The 18,371-nt window shown below is 39.5% G+C and carries 17 protein-coding genes and 1 pseudogene; 1 reads left to right on the top strand and 17 read right to left on the bottom strand.

From position 1 onward, the window contains the following. Positions 1-4: 4 nt before the first annotated feature. From priA to ACTU7M_RS10940, 12 genes are all read right to left on the bottom strand, one after another. Positions 5-2,416 (bottom strand): primosomal protein N', encoded by a 2,412-nt coding sequence (gene priA / locus ACTU7M_RS10995; protein WP_443474441.1) that lies wholly within the window; start codon positions 2,414-2,416, stop codon positions 5-7. A 137-nt stretch (positions 2,417-2,553) separates the two neighbouring features. Continuing rightward, positions 2,554-2,754 carry a DNA-directed RNA polymerase subunit omega gene (rpoZ, locus tag ACTU7M_RS10990; RefSeq protein ID WP_443474440.1) on the bottom strand — a complete coding sequence of 67 codons (201 nt, stop codon included), beginning with the start codon at positions 2,752-2,754 and terminating at the stop codon, positions 2,554-2,556. Positions 2,755-2,761: 7 nt separating this feature from the next. After that, complete coding sequence (gene gmk, locus ACTU7M_RS10985) at positions 2,762-3,373, bottom strand: guanylate kinase (RefSeq protein ID WP_443474460.1); 612 nt, start codon at positions 3,371-3,373, stop codon at positions 2,762-2,764. A gap of 347 nt (positions 3,374-3,720) precedes the next feature. Continuing rightward, complete coding sequence (locus ACTU7M_RS10980; RefSeq protein ID WP_443474439.1) at positions 3,721-4,350, bottom strand: V-type ATP synthase subunit D; 630 nt, start codon at positions 4,348-4,350, stop codon at positions 3,721-3,723. 4 nt (positions 4,351-4,354) lie between these two features. Continuing rightward, the gene (locus ACTU7M_RS10975) at positions 4,355-5,731 is read right to left on the bottom strand and encodes a V-type ATP synthase subunit B (RefSeq protein WP_443474438.1); all 1,377 of its coding nucleotides are present in this window, start codon (positions 5,729-5,731) and stop codon (positions 4,355-4,357) included. After that, positions 5,724-7,508: a V-type ATP synthase subunit A gene (locus ACTU7M_RS10970; RefSeq protein ID WP_443474437.1), complete on the bottom strand. Its 1,785-nt coding sequence runs from the start codon at positions 7,506-7,508 to the stop codon at positions 5,724-5,726. Before ACTU7M_RS10970 ends, ACTU7M_RS10975 begins: the two co-directional genes overlap by 8 nt. 18 nt (positions 7,509-7,526) lie before the next feature. Continuing rightward, positions 7,527-7,838: a V-type ATP synthase subunit F gene (locus tag ACTU7M_RS10965; protein ID WP_443474436.1), complete on the bottom strand. Its 312-nt coding sequence runs from the start codon at positions 7,836-7,838 to the stop codon at positions 7,527-7,529. Then, the gene (locus ACTU7M_RS10960; RefSeq protein WP_443474435.1) at positions 7,828-8,829 is read right to left on the bottom strand and encodes a V-type ATPase subunit; all 1,002 of its coding nucleotides are present in this window, start codon (positions 8,827-8,829) and stop codon (positions 7,828-7,830) included. Before ACTU7M_RS10960 ends, ACTU7M_RS10965 begins: the two co-directional genes overlap by 11 nt. A 14-nt stretch (positions 8,830-8,843) precedes the next feature. After that, positions 8,844-9,419, bottom strand: coding sequence for a V-type ATP synthase subunit E (locus ACTU7M_RS10955; RefSeq protein WP_443474434.1), 576 nt, complete (start codon positions 9,417-9,419; stop codon positions 8,844-8,846). A 28-nt stretch (positions 9,420-9,447) separates the two neighbouring features. Then, on the bottom strand, positions 9,448-9,924 hold the full coding sequence (locus ACTU7M_RS10950) for a V-type ATP synthase subunit K (protein ID WP_443474459.1): 477 nt from the start codon (positions 9,922-9,924) through the stop codon (positions 9,448-9,450). A gap of 26 nt (positions 9,925-9,950) precedes the next feature. Then, a complete protein-coding gene (locus ACTU7M_RS10945; protein WP_443474433.1) occupies positions 9,951-11,915 on the bottom strand; it encodes a V-type ATP synthase subunit I in 1,965 nt (654 codons plus the stop codon). Continuing rightward, a complete protein-coding gene (locus ACTU7M_RS10940) occupies positions 11,902-12,222 on the bottom strand; it encodes a hypothetical protein (RefSeq protein ID WP_443474432.1) in 321 nt (106 codons plus the stop codon). Before ACTU7M_RS10940 ends, ACTU7M_RS10945 begins: the two co-directional genes overlap by 14 nt. Positions 12,223-12,440: 218 nt before the next feature. On the opposite strand from ACTU7M_RS10940, the gene ACTU7M_RS10935 reads away from it, so the two are divergent. Next, positions 12,441-12,788 carry a hypothetical protein gene (locus ACTU7M_RS10935; protein ID WP_443474431.1) on the top strand — a complete coding sequence of 116 codons (348 nt, stop codon included), beginning with the start codon at positions 12,441-12,443 and terminating at the stop codon, positions 12,786-12,788. 45 nt (positions 12,789-12,833) lie between these two features. On the opposite strand, the gene cls is transcribed toward ACTU7M_RS10935, so the two are convergent. The 5 genes and pseudogenes from cls to ACTU7M_RS10910 all read right to left on the bottom strand — a co-directional run. After that, positions 12,834-14,282 carry a cardiolipin synthase gene (gene cls, locus ACTU7M_RS10930; protein ID WP_443474430.1) on the bottom strand — a complete coding sequence of 483 codons (1,449 nt, stop codon included), beginning with the start codon at positions 14,280-14,282 and terminating at the stop codon, positions 12,834-12,836. A 74-nt stretch (positions 14,283-14,356) separates the two neighbouring features. Continuing rightward, positions 14,357-14,911 carry an energy-coupled thiamine transporter ThiT gene (locus ACTU7M_RS10925; RefSeq protein ID WP_443474429.1) on the bottom strand — a complete coding sequence of 185 codons (555 nt, stop codon included), beginning with the start codon at positions 14,909-14,911 and terminating at the stop codon, positions 14,357-14,359. Between the two features lie 15 nt (positions 14,912-14,926). Then, entirely contained in the window at positions 14,927-16,603 is a 1,677-nt protein-coding gene (locus ACTU7M_RS10920; protein WP_443474428.1) for a ribonuclease J, read from the bottom strand. Between the two features lie 311 nt (positions 16,604-16,914). Next, the gene (locus ACTU7M_RS10915) at positions 16,915-17,952 is read right to left on the bottom strand and encodes an aspartate-semialdehyde dehydrogenase (RefSeq protein WP_443474427.1); all 1,038 of its coding nucleotides are present in this window, start codon (positions 17,950-17,952) and stop codon (positions 16,915-16,917) included. A 143-nt stretch (positions 17,953-18,095) separates the two neighbouring features. Then, positions 18,096-18,371, bottom strand: a pseudogene (locus ACTU7M_RS10910) (oxaloacetate decarboxylase subunit alpha); the annotation flags it as partial.

Below are 18,371 nucleotides of genomic sequence, written 5' to 3'. Positions count from 1 at the left end.
CTCCTTAAAAGAAATTAACAGGTTCTGTATCAATAGAAATGTACAAACCCTTGGCATTATCTTTTTGTGATTGGTCCAATATTTCCTTCAGTACATCGTGTAAATCTGGTTCTTGTTTGTATTTAATCAATAATTGGAAATAATAACGATTGTTCATTCGCGCAATCGAACTTCTGGAAGGTCCAAGTATAATCGTTTTTGGACCAAGTTTATTTCGCAATTTTGCATTTATTTCATAAATTTTTGCCTGGGCTTTTTTTTCGTCCAAATCGCTGACAGTGATTTGGGTCGTGAAATAGTAAGGAGGGTACCCACCTTGATGACGTAATGCCATTTCTTGGCGATAAAATCCGTCATAATTATGGTTTTGTGCATAACGGATTGCGTAATGATCCGGATTATAGGACTGAACGATTACTTCCCCGACCAACTCCGATCGTCCTGCCCTTCCACTCACTTGTGTTAAGAGCTGGAACGTTTTTTCAGATGATCGAAAATCAGGCAGGCTGAGCGATGTATCAGCATTGATAACACCAACCAAGGTGATATTGGGGAAATCCAGCCCCTTGGCTATCATTTGCGTTCCCAATAAAATATCCGCATCGCCACGACCAAATGCTGCTAAAAGCCTTTCATGGTCCCCTTTTTTCCGGGTCGTATCCACATCCATACGAATGATTCTGGCTGCAGGAAATAGCTCTTTTAGTTCAGTTTCCACTTTTTGGGTTCCTGTTCCATAATAACGGAACTGATTACCCTGGCATTTTGGGCATCTGTGCGGCACTGGTTCTTCATGGCCACAATAATGACACTTCATCCCTTTGGTATCCATATGGAAAGTCATACTGATATCACAGTTCGGACATTCATGCACATACCCACAATCCCTGCACATAATGAAAGAACTGTATCCACGCCGATTCAAAAGCAGAACGGTTTGTTCCTTCTTTTGAATGCGGTCCTGTATTTTATCCTGCAATATTTGAGAAAAATTACCACGATTATTATTTTGGAATTCTTCCCGCATATCAACAATCTGAACGTCAGGCAAATCTTGCTGGTTCGCTCTTTCCTTCAATTCCAGCAAATGAAAAACATTCTTCTGGGCGCGTGCCCGTGATTCCAGAGAAGGCGTAGCACTCCCTAATACGACCGGACAATGATTGTACTTCGCTCGGTAAATGGCTACATTCCGCGCGTGATATTTGGGATTTTCTTCTTGTTTATAAGTCGTTTCATGTTCCTCATCGATAATCACAATCCCCAGATTCTCAACAGGTGAAAAAATGGATGAGCGCGCACCTACTACGACACGTGCTTCGCCACGTTTGATTTTCCGCCATTCATCGTATTTTTCCCCGGTTGATAGACGACTATGCATAACCGCTACTTCTTCACCGAATCTTCCTTTGAATTGCCGAACCATTTGCGGAGTCAATGCAATCTCAGGAACAAGCATCAAAGCGGTTTTATTTTGCTCGAGAACATCTCCGATCAACTGTAGATAAACCTCAGTCTTACCGCTTCCGGTTACACCTTTCAACAGGAACACGTCATGTTGATTAGCATCAATGGTAACTTTAACAGCCTCATAAGCTTCCAGTTGCCCTTCATTCAATATTTTCGCGTCAGTCTTTTCAAAATGATGTTTTTTTAAGGGATCACGGTAAACTTCTTTTTCCTGGGAGTTGAGCCATCCTTTTTCAACGCCAATTTGGAGCGTTCGAGGAGTGATATCAAATTGTTCACGAAATTGCTCTTTGGTTAACATAGCACCTGGTTCAATTTCAGCAAGGATTTCCAGCAACGAACGTTGGCTTTTTGCTTGTTTGGAGAGTTGTTCCATTTCTTCTTTGATTCGCAAATCTTCAAGGTTTCTTTGATAAACGGTCACTTTTTTTACTTTAGCCTTATTTTTAACTAAGTAACGGATGTCAACGAGTCCCTTCTTTTTCCACTCCAGAAGAAGCGGTAAAGCTTCCATTTCCAAAGCCCTTTCCCAACTGATGACTGTTTCACCCTGAAAAACTTCATAAACTTCTTTACCCTGCTCCCCGTTTGTTAAATAGAATTCTTTTTCGTATTTAGCTTTTAGTACAGGCGGTAACATGGTTTGGTAACAATGTATCCGGAATGCATAGATTTGATCTGCCATATCTTCCCCAAGCTGCAATAATTCCTCGGTTAAGACAGGTTCTAAATCCAAAGGCCCTACAATTTCTTTCAGTTCCCCTTCAAAATCGGCTTCGTCCACAATGTCGACGATAAAACCTTGTATTTGCCGGGGCCCGAATGGGACCTCAACTCGCATTCCTTTTTGTAATCGATCCTTCAGTTGGGGAGGAATCGCATAATCGTATGGTTGATTCGTTTGCATCACCGGAACATCCACTACGACTTTAGCAATTTGCTTCATGTTTACTCCTCCTTCAAAATTAGGCTTCCATTTTTAATTTTACTCGATAACGTATCCAATGTCTTGTCTATTTTAGACAAAATTAAAAAACTGCTGAATTTGACGAGCAAATGCAGCAGTTCTGTTTATTGGCAATACTATTTATCGTCTGTGGCAGTTAATTCACCAGCAACAATTTCTTCCAATGCGCGGCCCACATTTTTGTAAGATTTGTATTCATCCAACAATGGCTCACCATCGTTATGCAATTCATGTGCACGTTTAGCGGATAGAATGACCATTGTATATTTTGAATTCACTTTATCCAATAACTTATCAATAGATGGATATAACATCATAACTGAATCACTCTCCTTGGTTAGGTAATTTTGACTCTAATAAACGTGAAACTTTTAAGTGTTCACTCTGAATAATGGCCAGTACTTTGTTTACGGCATTTTCTACCGTATCATTTTCAACAGCATAGTCATAATACCGCATTAATTCAATTTCTTCAATGGCTTTCTCCATGCGCTGGCGGATTACAGGTGACTCATCTGTTCCACGATTCACGATCCGAGATTCCAGTTCATCCATATCTGGTGGTGTCAAGAAGATATAAATACCTTCTGGCATTCTTTCCTTGACTTGCATTGCACCCTGTACTTCGATTTCAAGAAAAATATCTTTTCCAGAATCTAATGTTTTTTGAACATAGTCGACAGGAGTTCCATAATAATTGCCTACATATTCGGTATATTCCAACAATTCATCCTTCTCGATCATTTTTTCAAACTCTTCACGTGTTTTGAAAAAATAATCAACTCCATCAACTTCGCCTTCTCGTTTTTTACGAGTGGTTGCAGAAATAGAATACATAAAATCACGTTCGCCTTTTGAAAAAATTGCTTGCCTGACTGTCCCTTTACCCACACCAGAAGGTCCCGACAAAACAATTAATAACCCTTTTTCGGTCATTAGTAACCCACCATCCATTTTTATACTTTGATCCATTCGATATCACCGTTTAGGTAACGTAATATTTCTTATCAGTGTAACACAAAGTTACCCTTGTGAAAACAACCAGGACTATTTTTCATTTTTTTATCATTTTTGCGAGTCTGTCGAGGGTTTAAGCTATAGGTGTGATTACTCAGCTCAATATTTGCTTTTGAGTAATCGTTTTTGTGACAAAAGTGATTACTCAAACCTAAATCCCCCTCTGAGTAAGCAGGTTAAAGCAAAAAGTGATTACTCAAAGCGTAAAACGCATTTGAGTAATCACTTTGCTGATTTATAGTTTTAATGACACGCTTCCTAGCGTTCTATCTTCCCATGTCCTTGACTTTCATCATGCGGACTATCGCAGAGCGTTCGTTTTCTTCCAATTTCATCTGAATATAGCGGATGGTTTCTTGTAATTGCGGAATCATCCGATATTCCAATGCATTAACCCGTCGCCTTGTTTTTTCGATTTCATCCGCCATTAATTGACAGGTTTTTTCGATTTCACTTAACTCGAGTAGTTTTGGCAGAACAGTCTCAATCCGCTCAATTGCATCATCCAATTCACTGCTTGAATTCAGATAGCCGTACTGCACATCACTAGAAACTTCCGTTTCTTTAACATCAAAATGCATTTCAGGAACAATGACACTCATGACATTTTTCTCCTGGATATCCAAAGTCACATTTGTTTCCGAGCCAACAAACAACTCTTCAATGAACGATTCATTTATGAGCGATTTAGCAACGACGAACTCTTGCATGGATTCAATCAATTCCGCTTCGACTTCGTCACGTAATTGATTGTTCTTTTTGATAAGAATAATGAAACGACGCATTAATTCATCTTGCTTGTCCTTCAAGAGTTTATGGCCTCGCGTGGAAAGTTGGAGTCGATCCTTCAAGGACGCCAATTCCATCCGGGTAGGCTTGACATTTAATCGTGCCATAGGATCACTCTCCTTTCAGCATGAACTCTTCAATCATGTCTGCCTTGATTCGCTTCAATTCAGACTTAGGTAAAATGGATAGCAATTCCCAACCCAAATCCAATGATTCTTGGATTGTTCGATTGTTGTAGAAACCTTGATTGATATACTCTTGCTCGAAACGGTTGGTAAATTCAACATATAATTTATCCGTTTTCGAAAGTGCAGACTCTCCCAAAATAACTGCCAATTCTTTCGCTTGTTTTCCTTCAGCATAAGCTGCGAACAATTGGTTCATTGTTGGGGCATGATCTTTACGTGTTTTGCCTTCCCCTGTACCTTTGTCTTTCAAACGTGACAAGGACGGAAGAACGTCGATTGGTGGTTTGATACCCGCTCCGTTCAAATCACGGGAAAGGATAATTTGTCCTTCCGTAATATACCCTGTTAAGTCAGGGATTGGATGCGTGATATCATCTTCTGGCATTGAAAGGATCGGAATTTGGGTAACAGAACCTTTTTTACCCACTAGACGTCCCGCACGTTCATAAAGGGTCGATAAGTTTGTATACAAGTAACCGGGATAACCACGACGACCTGGCACTTCACGACGGGCAGCTGAGATTTCACGCAACGCCTCACAGTAGTTCGTCATATCTGTCATGATTACCAATACATGCATATCCTTCTCAAATGCCAGATATTCAGCTGTCGTAAGAGCCATTTTCGGTGTTGCAATTCTTTCAATAGCTGGATCATCAGCCAAGTTAACAAACATCACTGAACGATCAATCGCACCCGTTTTACGGAAATCTTCCATGAAGTACTCTGCTTCCTCGAAAGTAATTCCCATTGCCGCAAATACGACCGCAAATTTTTCATCGCTATTCAAAACACTGGCTTGACGCGCAATTTGAGCTGCCAATTCTTTATGTGGTAATCCTGATCCAGAAAAAACCGGCAATTTTTGCCCACGCACAAGTGTATTCAAGTGGTCAATGGCGGAAATGCCAGTCTGGATAAATTCATCCGGATAATCACGGGCAACGGGATTAATTGCTTGACCGTTGATATCCAACGATTTTTCGGGAATAATTTCTGGACCATTGTCTATTGCACGGCCCATCCCATCAAATACACGGCCAACCATATCTTCGGACACGTTCAGGGACAAAGGCTTGCCCTGGAAACGCACTTTTGTGTCCTTGATGTTGATACCAGATGGTCCCTCGAAGATTTGTACCATGGCTTTATCTTCAGAAACTTCCAGCACTTGACCCGTACGGATTGTGCCGTCTTGCATTTGAATTTCTACCAATTCATCGAATTTGACGCCCTCAATGCCTTCAACGGCCATTAGAGGACCGACGACTTCTGTAACTGTTTTATATTCTTTAAGCATTCTTCGTCATTCCTCCCTCAGCCAAGATATCACGCATTGTATCTTTCAAATCAGTCTTGATTTGTTTAATGTCTTCAATTCTATCTTCAGAGATGAACTTACTGCGCGCAATCCGGTCACGAATTTCCGCCGTGCCTTCGTAAATTTCCTTGAAGTAGGCACCCAACTCCATTGCTGCTTTTGCTTCTTCCTCCAAACTCAGAATAAGATCCAGCATCACGTATTGTTTTTCTTGAGACGTGTAAGTATCCACATCATCAAAAGCATTTTGTTGTAAGTAATCTTCACGGATAGATTCAGCTATAGCCATTGTCAAACGATCTCTTTCTGACAAGGAATCGAGACCAACCAATCTAACGATTTCTTCAAGTTCTGCTTCTTTTAACAATAAGTTCATCGCATGTTGTACTTTTTCTGACCAATCGGAATGGGTATGAGCATCCATATATTCACCAATTTCCGTGTTATAAAGGGAATAAGATGTTAACCAGTCCATTGACGGGAAGTGACGTTTTTGTGCCAAGGAAGCATCCAGGGCCCAGAAAATTTTAACGACACGCAATGTATTCTGAGTAACCGGTTCGGATGTATCTCCACCAGGAGGTGAAACAGCACCGATAGCAGAAATGCTACCTTCACGTCCTTCACTGCCCAATGTGACAACTCGACCTGCACGTTCATAATATTCAGCAATACGGCTTCCTAGATATGCTGGATAACCTTCATCCCCTGGCATTTCTTCTAGACGACCAGACATTTCACGCAATGCTTCTGCCCAACGTGAAGTGGAGTCAGCCATAATTGCAACGTTGTAGCCCATGTCACGGAAGTACTCTGCAATTGTGATACCCGTATAGATTGAAGCTTCACGAGCAGCAACCGGCATGTTGGATGTATTGGCAATTAGAATTGTCCGTTCCATCAACGATTCACCAGTATTTGGATCGACTAGTTCTGGAAATTCATTCAATACGTCGGTCATTTCGTTTCCACGTTCACCACAACCTACATAAACAACCAAGTCCACGTCAGCATATTTTGCAATTTGATGTTGAACAACGGTTTTCCCAGCACCGAATGGGCCTGGAACTGCAGCACTACCACCTTTAGTAATTGGGAAAAAGGTATCAATAACCCTCTGCCCAGTCGTTAAAGGGATATTGGGATTTAGTTTCTTTTGGACAGGACGACCTCGACGAACAGGCCATTTTTGTACTAAGGTAAATTCCTTTGTCCCATTCTCAGTATCGATTGTGTATACGACATCATCTAATGTGTAAGAGCCACTTTCGATTGAAGCGATAGTTCCCGTTATGCCATGAGGAACCATAACGCGATGCTCGATAACTTTTGTCTCTTGAACCGTTCCAACAATATCACCAGGAACAACTTTGTCCCCGATGTTCACTTTTGCTTCAAAATCCCAATTTTTACTGTGATCCAGGGCATCCACATGGACACCACGAACCAAGTAATCACTATTTGTCTTTTCCATGAAGGTGTTAAGTGGACGCTGAATCCCATCAAACATTTGGGATACAATTCCAGGTCCTAATTCCACCGATAATGCTTCACCAGTCGTCACAACTGGTTCTCCTGGTCCAATACCTGAAGTTTCTTCATAAACTTGAATGGAGGCAACATCTTTACGCATTTCAATGATTTCGCCAATTAGACCTAAATCGCCTACTTGACAGATATCTTGAATATTAGCTTCTTCCATGCCTTCTGCCATTACTAAAGGACCGGAAACTTTTATAATTCTACCTTTTTTCAAATAAGTTCCCTCCTGCTCTTATAAAATGTTTTGTCCGACTGCTTTTTCAACATTGTCTTGAATTCTCTTTTTACCAATTCCCAATGACCCACTATGATTCGGGATCAGGATAAGGGCCGGCGTCAAGGTGGCATCATAACGGCTGATTGTATCCGGCATATGTTGGGCCAAAGATTCCGTTAAATAAATGATGCCGTACTTTTCTTTAGTCAAGCGATCGATAATTTCACGCGCTTCAGTCGGATCTGTGGTTGCAAATACCGAAAATCCTAGTATTTTGAACGGGAGGATGGAATCTTTATCGCCAACAACTCCAATATTATGAGCCATAAACTTGTCGCACCCTTTCCCTCAGAATTTCTTCACTTATATCGTTATCTTTACCCACTAATACCAAACGCAAATTTGTTATTTCTGTTTCCTTGGCATAAAGGTAACCCATCAGTGGCATCGGTCCAAACGGTTCATATAAACCACTTGAAACGACTTCGTGAATCAAATCATCCATCATTTTGTCTAATTTCAAAGTATTTACAGAATCATTGTTAGTTATAACTTTTTCCAATTGGTTGCTGTAACTTTTACCGCTGTATAACTTTCGAATAATAGCCACTGAACCATTAATGGATTCATCGATTATATCTTGTTTAGCGATTGATCCAGCAGATGATAATAACGCATATAAATGACTACGCGGTTTATCCTGTTTCTGACTTCTCACTACCGTACTCAAGTTATATAAATCGATGATCAAATCTGTGATCTTTGTAATCGCCTCATTATCAACCTCGGCACTGATTGCGCGGAGATGACGTAAATAATACGTATCCATATATACTGTCACAGCTTCAATACGGTGACTTTCTTCATAATCTTCCAATACAGATCGAACAGCATCCACCATGATGGGATGAGCAATAGAACTTTCACGTGTTTCAACTAACTTACGTAATGAGTCTATGGATATTCCAATTGGGATTAAAAGTTCGCTTTGTTCTTGTTCCAAAAAACGTTCTTTCAACAGAACTTTCAAGTTGTGATAACTGTATCGCAATGTGAACAAATCTATCAGTTCAGATTGGGGCACTATCTCATACAATTCGCTATACACACGTGCCAGATGTGCCATCAAAAAGTCATTGAAATTCTTTTTATGCAGGACCTCTTCCATATCAAAGTCATAATCCGTACTTTTCAGAAAATCAAGAGCCGCTTTTAATGAATCTGCTTTAATTAAACGTTCGAAATCTTCATTTTTTAGTAACCGCAATTCGTAAGTACGAATCATGGTATTGATACCTTTGTAGTCAGTATCTCTCATACTTGCTTCACCCCTTATTCATTTGTTTGAAATGCAAGGGAGGCCAGTTTGGGTGTAAAATCTTTTTTGATTTCCGTCACCATTTGGTCAAAGAAATAATTGTAATCAATGCCACCGACTTCCACGATGAACCCTGCTTTTGCTGGAACTGTTTCTTGGGAATAAGTAACGGTCGGATATTTTTTCAAGAACGCATCTGTAAAGTGTGCAACTGATTTTTCACCAGCAGTTACTTTAATAGCTTGTCCTTCAAATTGCTTCAACACGTTACTAGCAAAATTCTGGAAAGTGAGAGTATCCCATTCGGTCATTCTCTCAACTGCGCCAGCATAAATTTTGGTCATGATTGCTTGTTTTTCTCCCAGTAACACATTACGTTTCTCATTGCGCAATGATTGAGACTGGCGTTCATACTCCGCATGACTTCTCGAAAGGATTGAGGCTTTTTGATTTTTCTGATAATCAACAAAACGGAGACGATTTTCTTCCAATTTTTCATTGAGTTCTTTTTCTTTGGCCGCTATTTTTTGTTGGCCTTCTGCTTTCGTACGATCAAGTATTTGATTTGCTAATGTTTCTAATTCTTTCATTGGTAATCAACCATCCCTTCGTTCGTTTTTATCCGTTTAGAACTAATAGGAAGGAAATAACAAATCCTAAAATCGCGTAAGTTTCAACCATCGCAGAATAGATAATACCTTTAGTATTATGTTCTTCGCGTTTAGCCAAGATTTGCAGACCTGCTGTCGCTACACGACCTTGAGCAATACCTGATGTCAAACCTGTAAAAGCAATTGGCAATGCCGCCATGAACATGTACATGCCATCTTGCAATGCCATATCCGGTGTCATATTCAAGTAAATCAAGAAGCCAATAACGAAGCCGTACAAACCTTGAGTACCAGGTAATAGTTGCAAAATCAAAGACTTACCAAATTTTTCAGGTTGTTCTTTAATCAAGGCAGCAGCTGCTTCCCCGGTCATCCCCACACCTCTTGCGGAACCTGTACCAGCCAAAATAACTGCAATTGCCACACCCATAGCGGCAAAAATGAACCCACCGTTGTTTTCCATAAAGAATTGTAACCAAGTCATGTTTTCCATAAAAATATTCCTCCAATTTATCCGTTGTAATTATTTTTTAATTCAATATATTCTTCTGAAGTTCTTAAAGGATCTAGTGCTTTTCCGCCACCTTCGTAAAATTTCCCAAAAAACTCAACGAATATCAACCGGGCACCGTGAACATAGGCACTCAACAGTGATAACCCGATATTAATCAAGTGCAGAACGATAAACAGCAAAATCCCTACCGTGAAGCGTGCCGGAGTCGGCAAGAAGTCTATGATCATGTTGAAAGCGAGCGCGATACTACTACCAGACACTCCCAACGCCATGAGACGTGTATAACTGACGATATCCCCTACATAACCTGTGATACCGTACAAGTTGTATAAACCGAGCCCAAATCCAAGCCCTTTATTTTTGGATGCTAGCGTTGTCGCCAATAGAATGGCAATGACTCCTGCAATCGCAATACCTTGACCGATTGTAGCCAAGAAAGCATTTGGGAATACCATACTTGCGATAATCAAGACAATCAACCCGACGAAAATAACAATCCAACCCACACCATCGGAAATGGCACCTAACACATCTTTATCTCTAAAGAGCAAATAAGCCTTAAGACCAAGCCCCAACAAGATTTGCACAACCCCAAAAACGACCGATAATAAAAGAATCGTATTGACGTCATCCATCGTCGAGAGCAACATGAAAGGTAGTTCCAGTCCGAAAAACGAACCATAAATCAATCCCCAAATGATGGTTGGATAGGAGAGTAGGTGGAAAAAGAGAATGTTTTTGTTCATCGCTTTATTCATATGGAAGAATTTAAGCGCGGCGCCTGTAGCCAAGAACATGAGCAGCCCATAGCCGGCATCTGCCATCATCATCCCAAAGAATAATAAATAGAACGGCATCAAGAATGGCGTAGGATCCATCTCGTTATATTTCGGCAAGCTGTACATGGCGGTGATATTTTCGAAAGGAGCAACAAATTTACTATTTTTCAGTACAATCGGAACTCTGCTGATTTCTTCTTCCTGGACATCATCGACTATTATTGCATAATCCGCTGATTCGAGCCTTTGTTCAAGAATATCACGCATATCTGCCAATTTGCTCTCTTCCAACCATCCTTCAAGAACAAATAAATGACGTTCATCAACAATAAGTTGTTGTCCTCGGACACGCTGTAATTCAGCATAGGCATCTTCGATCATGAGTTGCAATGCCTGTTCTTCATTACGCATTGTTTTCAACTGCTCTTTAACTGCTTTATTTTCTTGAAGCAGTTTTTCCCTATCCCCAGCAACCCTTTTTAGTTCTAGTTCGGGTATTTGCGAGAAAGGATAATCGAGCGGGGAAAAATGATTTTCATCTAGATTTTTTCTCGCTTCATTTTCATCAGTGTGATCATATACAATTGAAATTCCGTATTCATCTCGCGTTTGAAAAATCTCTTCAATATAAAAGAGCCCACTATCTCGGATGGTTCGGATGAATGAGTCGGAGTCTGATTGGGGAACTGTACCAGTAAGCATAGTCAGATGTTTTAAGTTATGTGATTCAAAAGGTACATAATTAAGTTTTTCCCATTTAGATAAAAATGCTTCTTCTTCCAGAAGATTACCTAGTGCCTGTTCATTTTCCCTTAATAATTTGCGACTTCCTTCGATTTTTTCCAAAACTTCATGTTGGTTAATGGCTGCCACGCCTTCTTCCAACTCCTGAAGAGATAGTGCTTGTTTTGGTGTTCTTAATTTTTGCAACAACTTAGGTTGAGGCAAATATTGAATCAAAAAATTGAGCTGATCACGGTATTGATTGTACTTATCTTCCAAGGTCTTACTTTGGATTTCTAGTTGTTCTCTACGTCCTGAACTCATCGCTTGCACTTCAGCATATTCGGCTGACATGTCAATCAATTCCACACTCTGCAAACTCTGTAACTCTTTTAGGATTGCTTCCTTGTGGTCTTGAAAGGAAATGAGTTTCAGTTTACTCATTTTAGCTATTGCCATACTGTTTTATCACCTCTTCAATTACAATATCGACAAGTTTAGAATGTTTTTTGTCGTATAAAGACGACAGCGCTGCTTTTTCTTTCGTTTCTTCTAGCTTTAGCTCATCCTTCATCATTTCAAGTTTTTGTCGTTTCAATTCATCTTGTTCGCTTTGGTAAGCATTAAGATCTTTTTCGATAATATCTTTCATCTCAACAATTCTGGAGCCGGTATGCTTTTCCATTTCATCCAATTTTTCTTTATAATGCTTCTCCAAGTCTCGCGCTTCTTGTTCAATTTTTTTAACTTCCGCTATCATATTCATCTATACCACCTCCATTTTTTAATAATTTTGTAATCATGATATTATTATAACGTTTATATTATGAGGTATCAAATCGATTTCAACGGCTTATTCCTAATCTAGCACCAACTTATAATAGGAAGATAATGAGAATTTTCCCGAAAAAAGATTTTTTCCTTGCTTTTCCGAACAGATGTTCTATAATAATAACATACAAACAAACGTTCGGAGGAAACGCTATGGAAAACTACTACAATGAGCATTCTCGTCCTACGCTACTTAAATCTGGTAATATTTTACATAACAAAAATAACGAAACGACACATGCCGATCCAGTATTAACTGAGGCTGTGATGCCTTTGTACCAAGTAATCCGTTTTGCCAACCAAGCAGCCGAAAGAAAACAAACTGTCCTTATTACGGTTGAACATAAACTGGGTAAAAATGCATACACGCGTTCGACCATGAAAGGGATGTTCCGTTCTGGTGTGAATCAAAACAAACAAGTAACTTTTGAATCCTTTAATCGGAAGTTTCTCCATTTTTTCAACATTGATCAAATTTTAGCAATCCAGATTGCCGAATAAATCCAAATTGAGGACGTACCTTTTAACCAGGTAGGTCTTCTTCTATTATAAAATCGGTGATAACAATCGAGAGAATTGCTGTTTGAATTTCCGCCATTTCGATTGGTTTTCAAAATAGTCTCCGTCTACTTTTAAGCTTTTTTCGATGTCTTTATTAAAAAGAGTCATTAATTCTTGGGCAATATCAGGATCATAAATGAAAGAATTTATTTCAAAATTCAAACGGAAACTGCGAACATCCATATTTGCTGATCCAACAGTCGAAACCTCATTATCAATAACCATTACTTTTGAATGGAAAAAACCATCTTGGTAAATATAGACATTCGCACCGAACGCCAACATATCTTTGGCAAAATATTCAGTCGCTCGGTAAACAAACGGATGATCCGGCTTACTGGGAATCATGATATTAACTTCCACACCTGACATTACAGCCATTTTAATAATTTCATAAACACTCATATCCGGTATAAAGTATGGCGTTTGGATGTAAATTGATTTTTTAGCCTGACTAATCATTTTGATGAAACCCATTTTGATAGCTTGAACATCATTCTCTGGACCACTGGCTGCAATTTGCATGGTGGTATTTCCCACTTTTGATGAAATCGGGAAGTAGCGATCCTCATATTTCACACGCTCTTCTTCAGGTACAACAGCATTCCAGTCCATAAAAAAACGACTCTGAAGTGTCAATACAGCATTACCTTGAATTCGCAAATGCGTATCACGCCAGTTCCCTAAAGGTCCTAAACCTAAATATTCATCCCCGATATTAAATCCACCCATATAGGCTACTTTACCATCCACCACCAAAATTTTTCGGTGATTTCGGTAGTTCATTCGTAAGTTAACAAAAGGAATTTTCGAACCGAAGAAAACCTCGGATTTTCCGCCTAAACTTTCCAAACGGTCAAAAAAATCACGGTCATTGCCGCGGCAACCCAATGCGTCGTATATAACCAAAACTTCCACACCTGCCTCCGCACGTTCTTCAAGGGCATCCATGATGCGTTGACCTAAAGCATCCGACCGAAAAGTGTAATAGAGGAGATGGATATGCTCTTTGGCACTTTTGATATCTTCAATAAAGCGATTAAATTTCTCTTCTCCATCGGTTATGATTTCAACCTTATTCCCACGTGTCAATATCGATTCATTCGTTTCTAAGAGCAAAATAGCCGTGTTAATGCGATATTCCTCATCTGCATCTGCCTTTTCGAATTCTTCTTCTTCAAGCATTTCTTTTTGAAATGCTGCCAATTCAGACATTCCCAGACTTTTTTGTGTCTTCAAGTCATAGATTTGATCCGATGACATTTTCTTTCCAATAAAAAAATATAGGATAAAACCTATAACAGGAAGCATCGTTAGTGTTAAAAGCCAAGCCCAAGTTGCTGTAACATCCCTTTTTTCATGAAACACGGTATAGATTGCCCCAACTGTATTCAAGAAGATAATTGCGAGTATGATTTGTCCCCATAAGTTCATCCATTTCACTCCAGCTTCAGATTGTTGACTCATAACAAAAAAGGAGAGGGAATTAAAATCCCATCCCCTTTATTTTAATCATTTAGTAATCGTGATTTTTCTTTTCGACTTAAAAATGGTGTGTCTTTGGGTATAAAAGCTTTTGGCGCGACTTTCGCGACAATCACCAAAATTATTGACACAATAGCAGCCGTAATGGACCATCCAATCAACTCACTCGTTAATTCCCCTGACTCGACTAACAGCCAAATGAAGAATAAGAAACTACCAAATATTGAAGCAGTCACAATATTCAAAGCAGCATTGGGAAACCTTTTATTATTAAGGGTTCGTTGCGTATTTCTAGCAAACAAGCCGCTAAGACCAATAAATCCGTAAGGACCGAAATAAGTAACCAATCCGGACATCACATCTGCTTCGCCTAAATTCATTACCAAGATGGTAATTCCGACCAGAATACTGGCCAGAAGACCTTGAATCAATCCGCGTCGAAGAGCGAAAAACACCAACGGCAAAACAGCTAAAACAATCAAATAACCACTAAGTTGTAATGATACCAGTGACAATAAAACCGTAACAACGACTGTCACCATAGCCTCAATCCAACCTTTTAAACTTGTTGAACCCATCTATCTACTCTCCTTTTATTTCTTTGAATAACTGGAAGCTTCCATAATAATAGGCAAGATAACGGGACGTCGTTTCGTTTCTTCAAATAAATAACGGCTGAGAGAATCCCTGATCTCCTGCTTCAGTGTCGCCCACTCAAAATCTTTATTCTTTAGGTTATCTTCGACTACCTTACGAGCAATCTCGGTACTGTTCTTGATTAGGTCTTCACTGGCTTTCATATAAACAAAACCACGAGAAATAATTTCTGGACCTGATAAAATTTTACCTTGTCGACGCGAAATGGTGATGACAGCAATAAAAATACCATTATCAGCCAGCAACTTACGGTCACGTAAAACAATATTTCCGATATCCCCTACGCCGATACCGTCAATTAAGACGTTTCCAGCCGGGACTTGACCTGCCATCCGAATACGGCCATCTTTATATTCAATGACATCCCCTTTACTAGGAATGAAGATATTTTTGAAAGGAATGCCTACTTCATTCGCTAACTGTGCGTGAGCGGCTTGAAGACGGTATTCGCCTTGCACGGGAACAAAGTATTTTGGTTGTAGTAAATTAATCATCAGTTTCAGATCATTTGGTGTTGCATGGCCTGACACTTTAAATGCTTCAGAGATTTCTTTAACAGTTGCCCCAGCACGATAAAGTAGGTTTTTCGTTTTAGCAACGGTTTTTTCCATTGATGTAGAGGGAGTCGTTGTAATGTAAACAAGGTCACCTTCAATAATGTTCGTTTGTTGGTGTTTGTTATTAGCCATGCGTTGCAATGCTTCCATAGGATCGCCTGCTTGACCAGTTTCCAGAATAATAATTTCATCCGGGCTGATGCTATCTAGATTTTCTTGCGTTACTAGAACATCACGGGATGGTAATACTAACTTGCCTAATTTTATGGCAGCATCCACAACTTCAACTAATTTAGACCCCGTCATGAATATTTTACGCTTTGTTTGAAAAGCTGCGTCAAATACTTGTTGCAGGCGCATGATATTGCTGGCAATACAAGCAACGATAACACGCCCATCAGCATTGTTGAAGGTATCAACCATTTCTTCCGTTACACGTAAATCACTTACATTTTCCACTGGAGATTCCGCATCACTGGAATCACTAAGTAGGGCTAAGACACCTTCTGAGCCAATAGCTGTGATTTTACTGAAATCAGTTCGGTACATTTCCGGTGCACTGTGATCAAACTTGAAATCACCGGTATAAACAATACTACCTTCCTTGGTTTGAATACAGATACCTACTGAATCCGGAATTGAGTGAGTTGTCCGGAAGAATTTGACTACAACATTCTCAAATTCAATCGCTGTTTTTTCATTGACTACATGGAAGCCATCAAATTTTGGTGATAAGCCGGTTTCTTTAACCGAGAGCTTTGCCAATTCAACGGTTAACTCTGTACCAAATACAGGAACGTCAATATTTTCCAGGAAATATGGTAATGCTCCTACCGCATCTTCATGGCCGTGTGTCAAGAAAACACCTGCGATACGATTTTTATTTTCTTCTAAGTATGTGAAATCTGGAATAACAATATCGATACCCAGCAATTCATTTTCAGGATATAACAAACCACAATCCAACACAAAAATTAATTCGTCTACTTCAACTACATACATGTTTTTTCCGTTTTCGCGTACGCCACCTAACGGAATAATATTTATTTTACTCATAAAACACCTCTTCTTTAAACTTAATTAGTTATTGGTCATCTTTTCGCTGAAGGACTTTAGAACTTATAAAACACAATCACCTTTTTTCAGAAAAATAACCTCTTTAATGCAACCTGCTTCCTGAGATGTTCAAATGAATTACATAAGAACATCCGCAGTTTACATTCGCATTAAAAAGGTTTCACTTCTCAGTCACGAAATAGATGGTAATAATGAACGAACTTTCCAATAGTTTCGTCAGCGATACTCCCTTTTCATCCATTATAACCTATCCACTACCAATTTGTCACAATAAGCACAGTAAAAGAAGTTTATACAAGTGCCATTTCGATCATTTTTTCGGCAATTTGGATGGAATTCCATGCTGCCCCTTTAATAAGGTTGTCAGAAACAATCCACAAATGGAAACCTTTGGGATTGTCCACATCTCTTCTAATTCTTCCTACATAAGTATCTTTCTTATCTACCGCAGTTATTACCATCGGATAAGTTTGTGTAGAGGGGTCATCTTGAAGGACAATTCCTGGAGCATCCTTCAATACTTCCCGAATCTCATCTGCCGTAACCCCATCTTTTTCAACTTCAATATAAACAGATTCAGAATGTCCACTCATAACAGGAATACGTACACAAGTTGCTGCAATTTTCAAATTTGGCAGCCCCATGATTTTTTTCGTTTCGTTCATCATTTTCCACTCTTCAAAAGTATAACCATCTTCAGAGAAAAGATCGATTTGTGGAATTGCATTGAATGCAATCGGATAGTGTTTTTTGTCTCCACCAGATGGCAGGATATTTGCTTTAGGTTCTTCCCCAGCCAATACAGCTTTTGTCTGCTCTTCTAATTCTTCCAAAGCATGTAAACCTGCTCCGCTGACTGCCTGGTAAGTGGAAACAATGACGCGATCTAGCCCAAAGGCTGCTTCAATCGGCTTTAACGCCGCCACCATTTGGATGGTAGAGCAGTTCGGATTTGCAATCAGGTAGGTATGATCTCGCAGAGCTTCAGGATTTACTTCCGGAACAACCAATGGTGTATTCGGATCCATTCTGAACGCACTCGTATTATCAATCACAATTGCACCGCTATCGCGAGCTGCTTGATGAAATTTTTGGGTGATAGAACCGCCTGCGCTAAAAAAGGCAATATCAATACCTTTAAAGGCGGATTCAGTTGTTTCCTCAACGGTTACTTCTTGGCTATTAAAAATTAGTTTTCTTCCTGCTGAACGTGCAGAAGCCAACAAGTGCAACTCATTGATTGCAATACTTGAATCTTCCAATAACTGGATTAATTTTTCACCAACAGCACCCGTTGCTCCAACAATTGCTACATTATATTTTTTCACTGTTTAGTCCCTCTATTCCATTTGCTTATTTGATTATGAACTATAATAGCACAAAAATGAGAAAATTTTAATGTTTTTGTTTTAATTCGTAAAAATACCAAAAAAGACTAATTGCAAAAATCGCAATTAGTCTTTGATTATCATTAATATGTAATCGTTACTTCCTGGATAGGAACATCATAAAATGGATCTTTGCGTTTTTTCAAGAAAGGCAAAGCTAACGAAGGGAACAATGCGTACATCAAGACGTCCTCGGTTGACTCCCCTAAATCTCCCAATTCAGCTGCGAAATCAGCCATTTTAGGTTCCAGCAAGTCTGCCGGACGAACCGTCAGAACTTCCTCATTCCCAATGATTTTTTCAGTCATTTCTTCTGAAATTGGAGCTGGGGGTTGGCCATAAAGTCCTTTTACATAGTC

Origin of the sequence: Jeotgalibaca sp. A122 (genome assembly GCF_052266715.1) — a bacterium.
Taxonomy (GTDB): Bacteria; Bacillota; Bacilli; order Lactobacillales; family Aerococcaceae; genus Jeotgalibaca.
Note: the sequence above shows the minus strand (reverse complement) of the source record. Positions and strands in the feature narration are given on the sequence as shown.

Bases quoted from the DNA above. Each gene is read 5' to 3' on its own strand.
- priA (WP_443474441.1), bottom strand. From the start codon at position 2,416: ATGAAGCAAATTGCTAAAGTCGTAGTGGATGTTCCGGTGATGCAAACG.
- rpoZ (WP_443474440.1), bottom strand. From the start codon at position 2,754: ATGATGTTATATCCATCTATTGATAAGTTATTGGATAAAGTGAATTCA.
- gmk (WP_443474460.1), bottom strand. From the start codon at position 3,373: ATGACCGAAAAAGGGTTATTAATTGTTTTGTCGGGACCTTCTGGTGTG.
- ACTU7M_RS10980 (WP_443474439.1), bottom strand. From the start codon at position 4,350: ATGGCACGATTAAATGTCAAGCCTACCCGGATGGAATTGGCGTCCTTG.
- ACTU7M_RS10975 (WP_443474438.1), bottom strand. From the start codon at position 5,731: ATGCTTAAAGAATATAAAACAGTTACAGAAGTCGTCGGTCCTCTAATG.
- ACTU7M_RS10965 (WP_443474436.1), bottom strand. From the start codon at position 7,838: ATGGCTCATAATATTGGAGTTGTTGGCGATAAAGATTCCATCCTCCCG.
- ACTU7M_RS10960 (WP_443474435.1), bottom strand. From the start codon at position 8,829: ATGAGAGATACTGACTACAAAGGTATCAATACCATGATTCGTACTTAC.
- ACTU7M_RS10955 (WP_443474434.1), bottom strand. From the start codon at position 9,419: ATGAAAGAATTAGAAACATTAGCAAATCAAATACTTGATCGTACGAAA.
- ACTU7M_RS10950 (WP_443474459.1), bottom strand. From the start codon at position 9,924: ATGACTTGGTTACAATTCTTTATGGAAAACAACGGTGGGTTCATTTTT.
- ACTU7M_RS10945 (WP_443474433.1), bottom strand. From the start codon at position 11,915: ATGGCAATAGCTAAAATGAGTAAACTGAAACTCATTTCCTTTCAAGAC.
- ACTU7M_RS10940 (WP_443474432.1), bottom strand. From the start codon at position 12,222: ATGAATATGATAGCGGAAGTTAAAAAAATTGAACAAGAAGCGCGAGAC.
- ACTU7M_RS10935 (WP_443474431.1), top strand. From the start codon at position 12,441: ATGGAAAACTACTACAATGAGCATTCTCGTCCTACGCTACTTAAATCT.
- cls (WP_443474430.1), bottom strand. From the start codon at position 14,282: ATGAACTTATGGGGACAAATCATACTCGCAATTATCTTCTTGAATACA.
- ACTU7M_RS10925 (WP_443474429.1), bottom strand. From the start codon at position 14,911: ATGGGTTCAACAAGTTTAAAAGGTTGGATTGAGGCTATGGTGACAGTC.
- ACTU7M_RS10920 (WP_443474428.1), bottom strand. From the start codon at position 16,603: ATGAGTAAAATAAATATTATTCCGTTAGGTGGCGTACGCGAAAACGGA.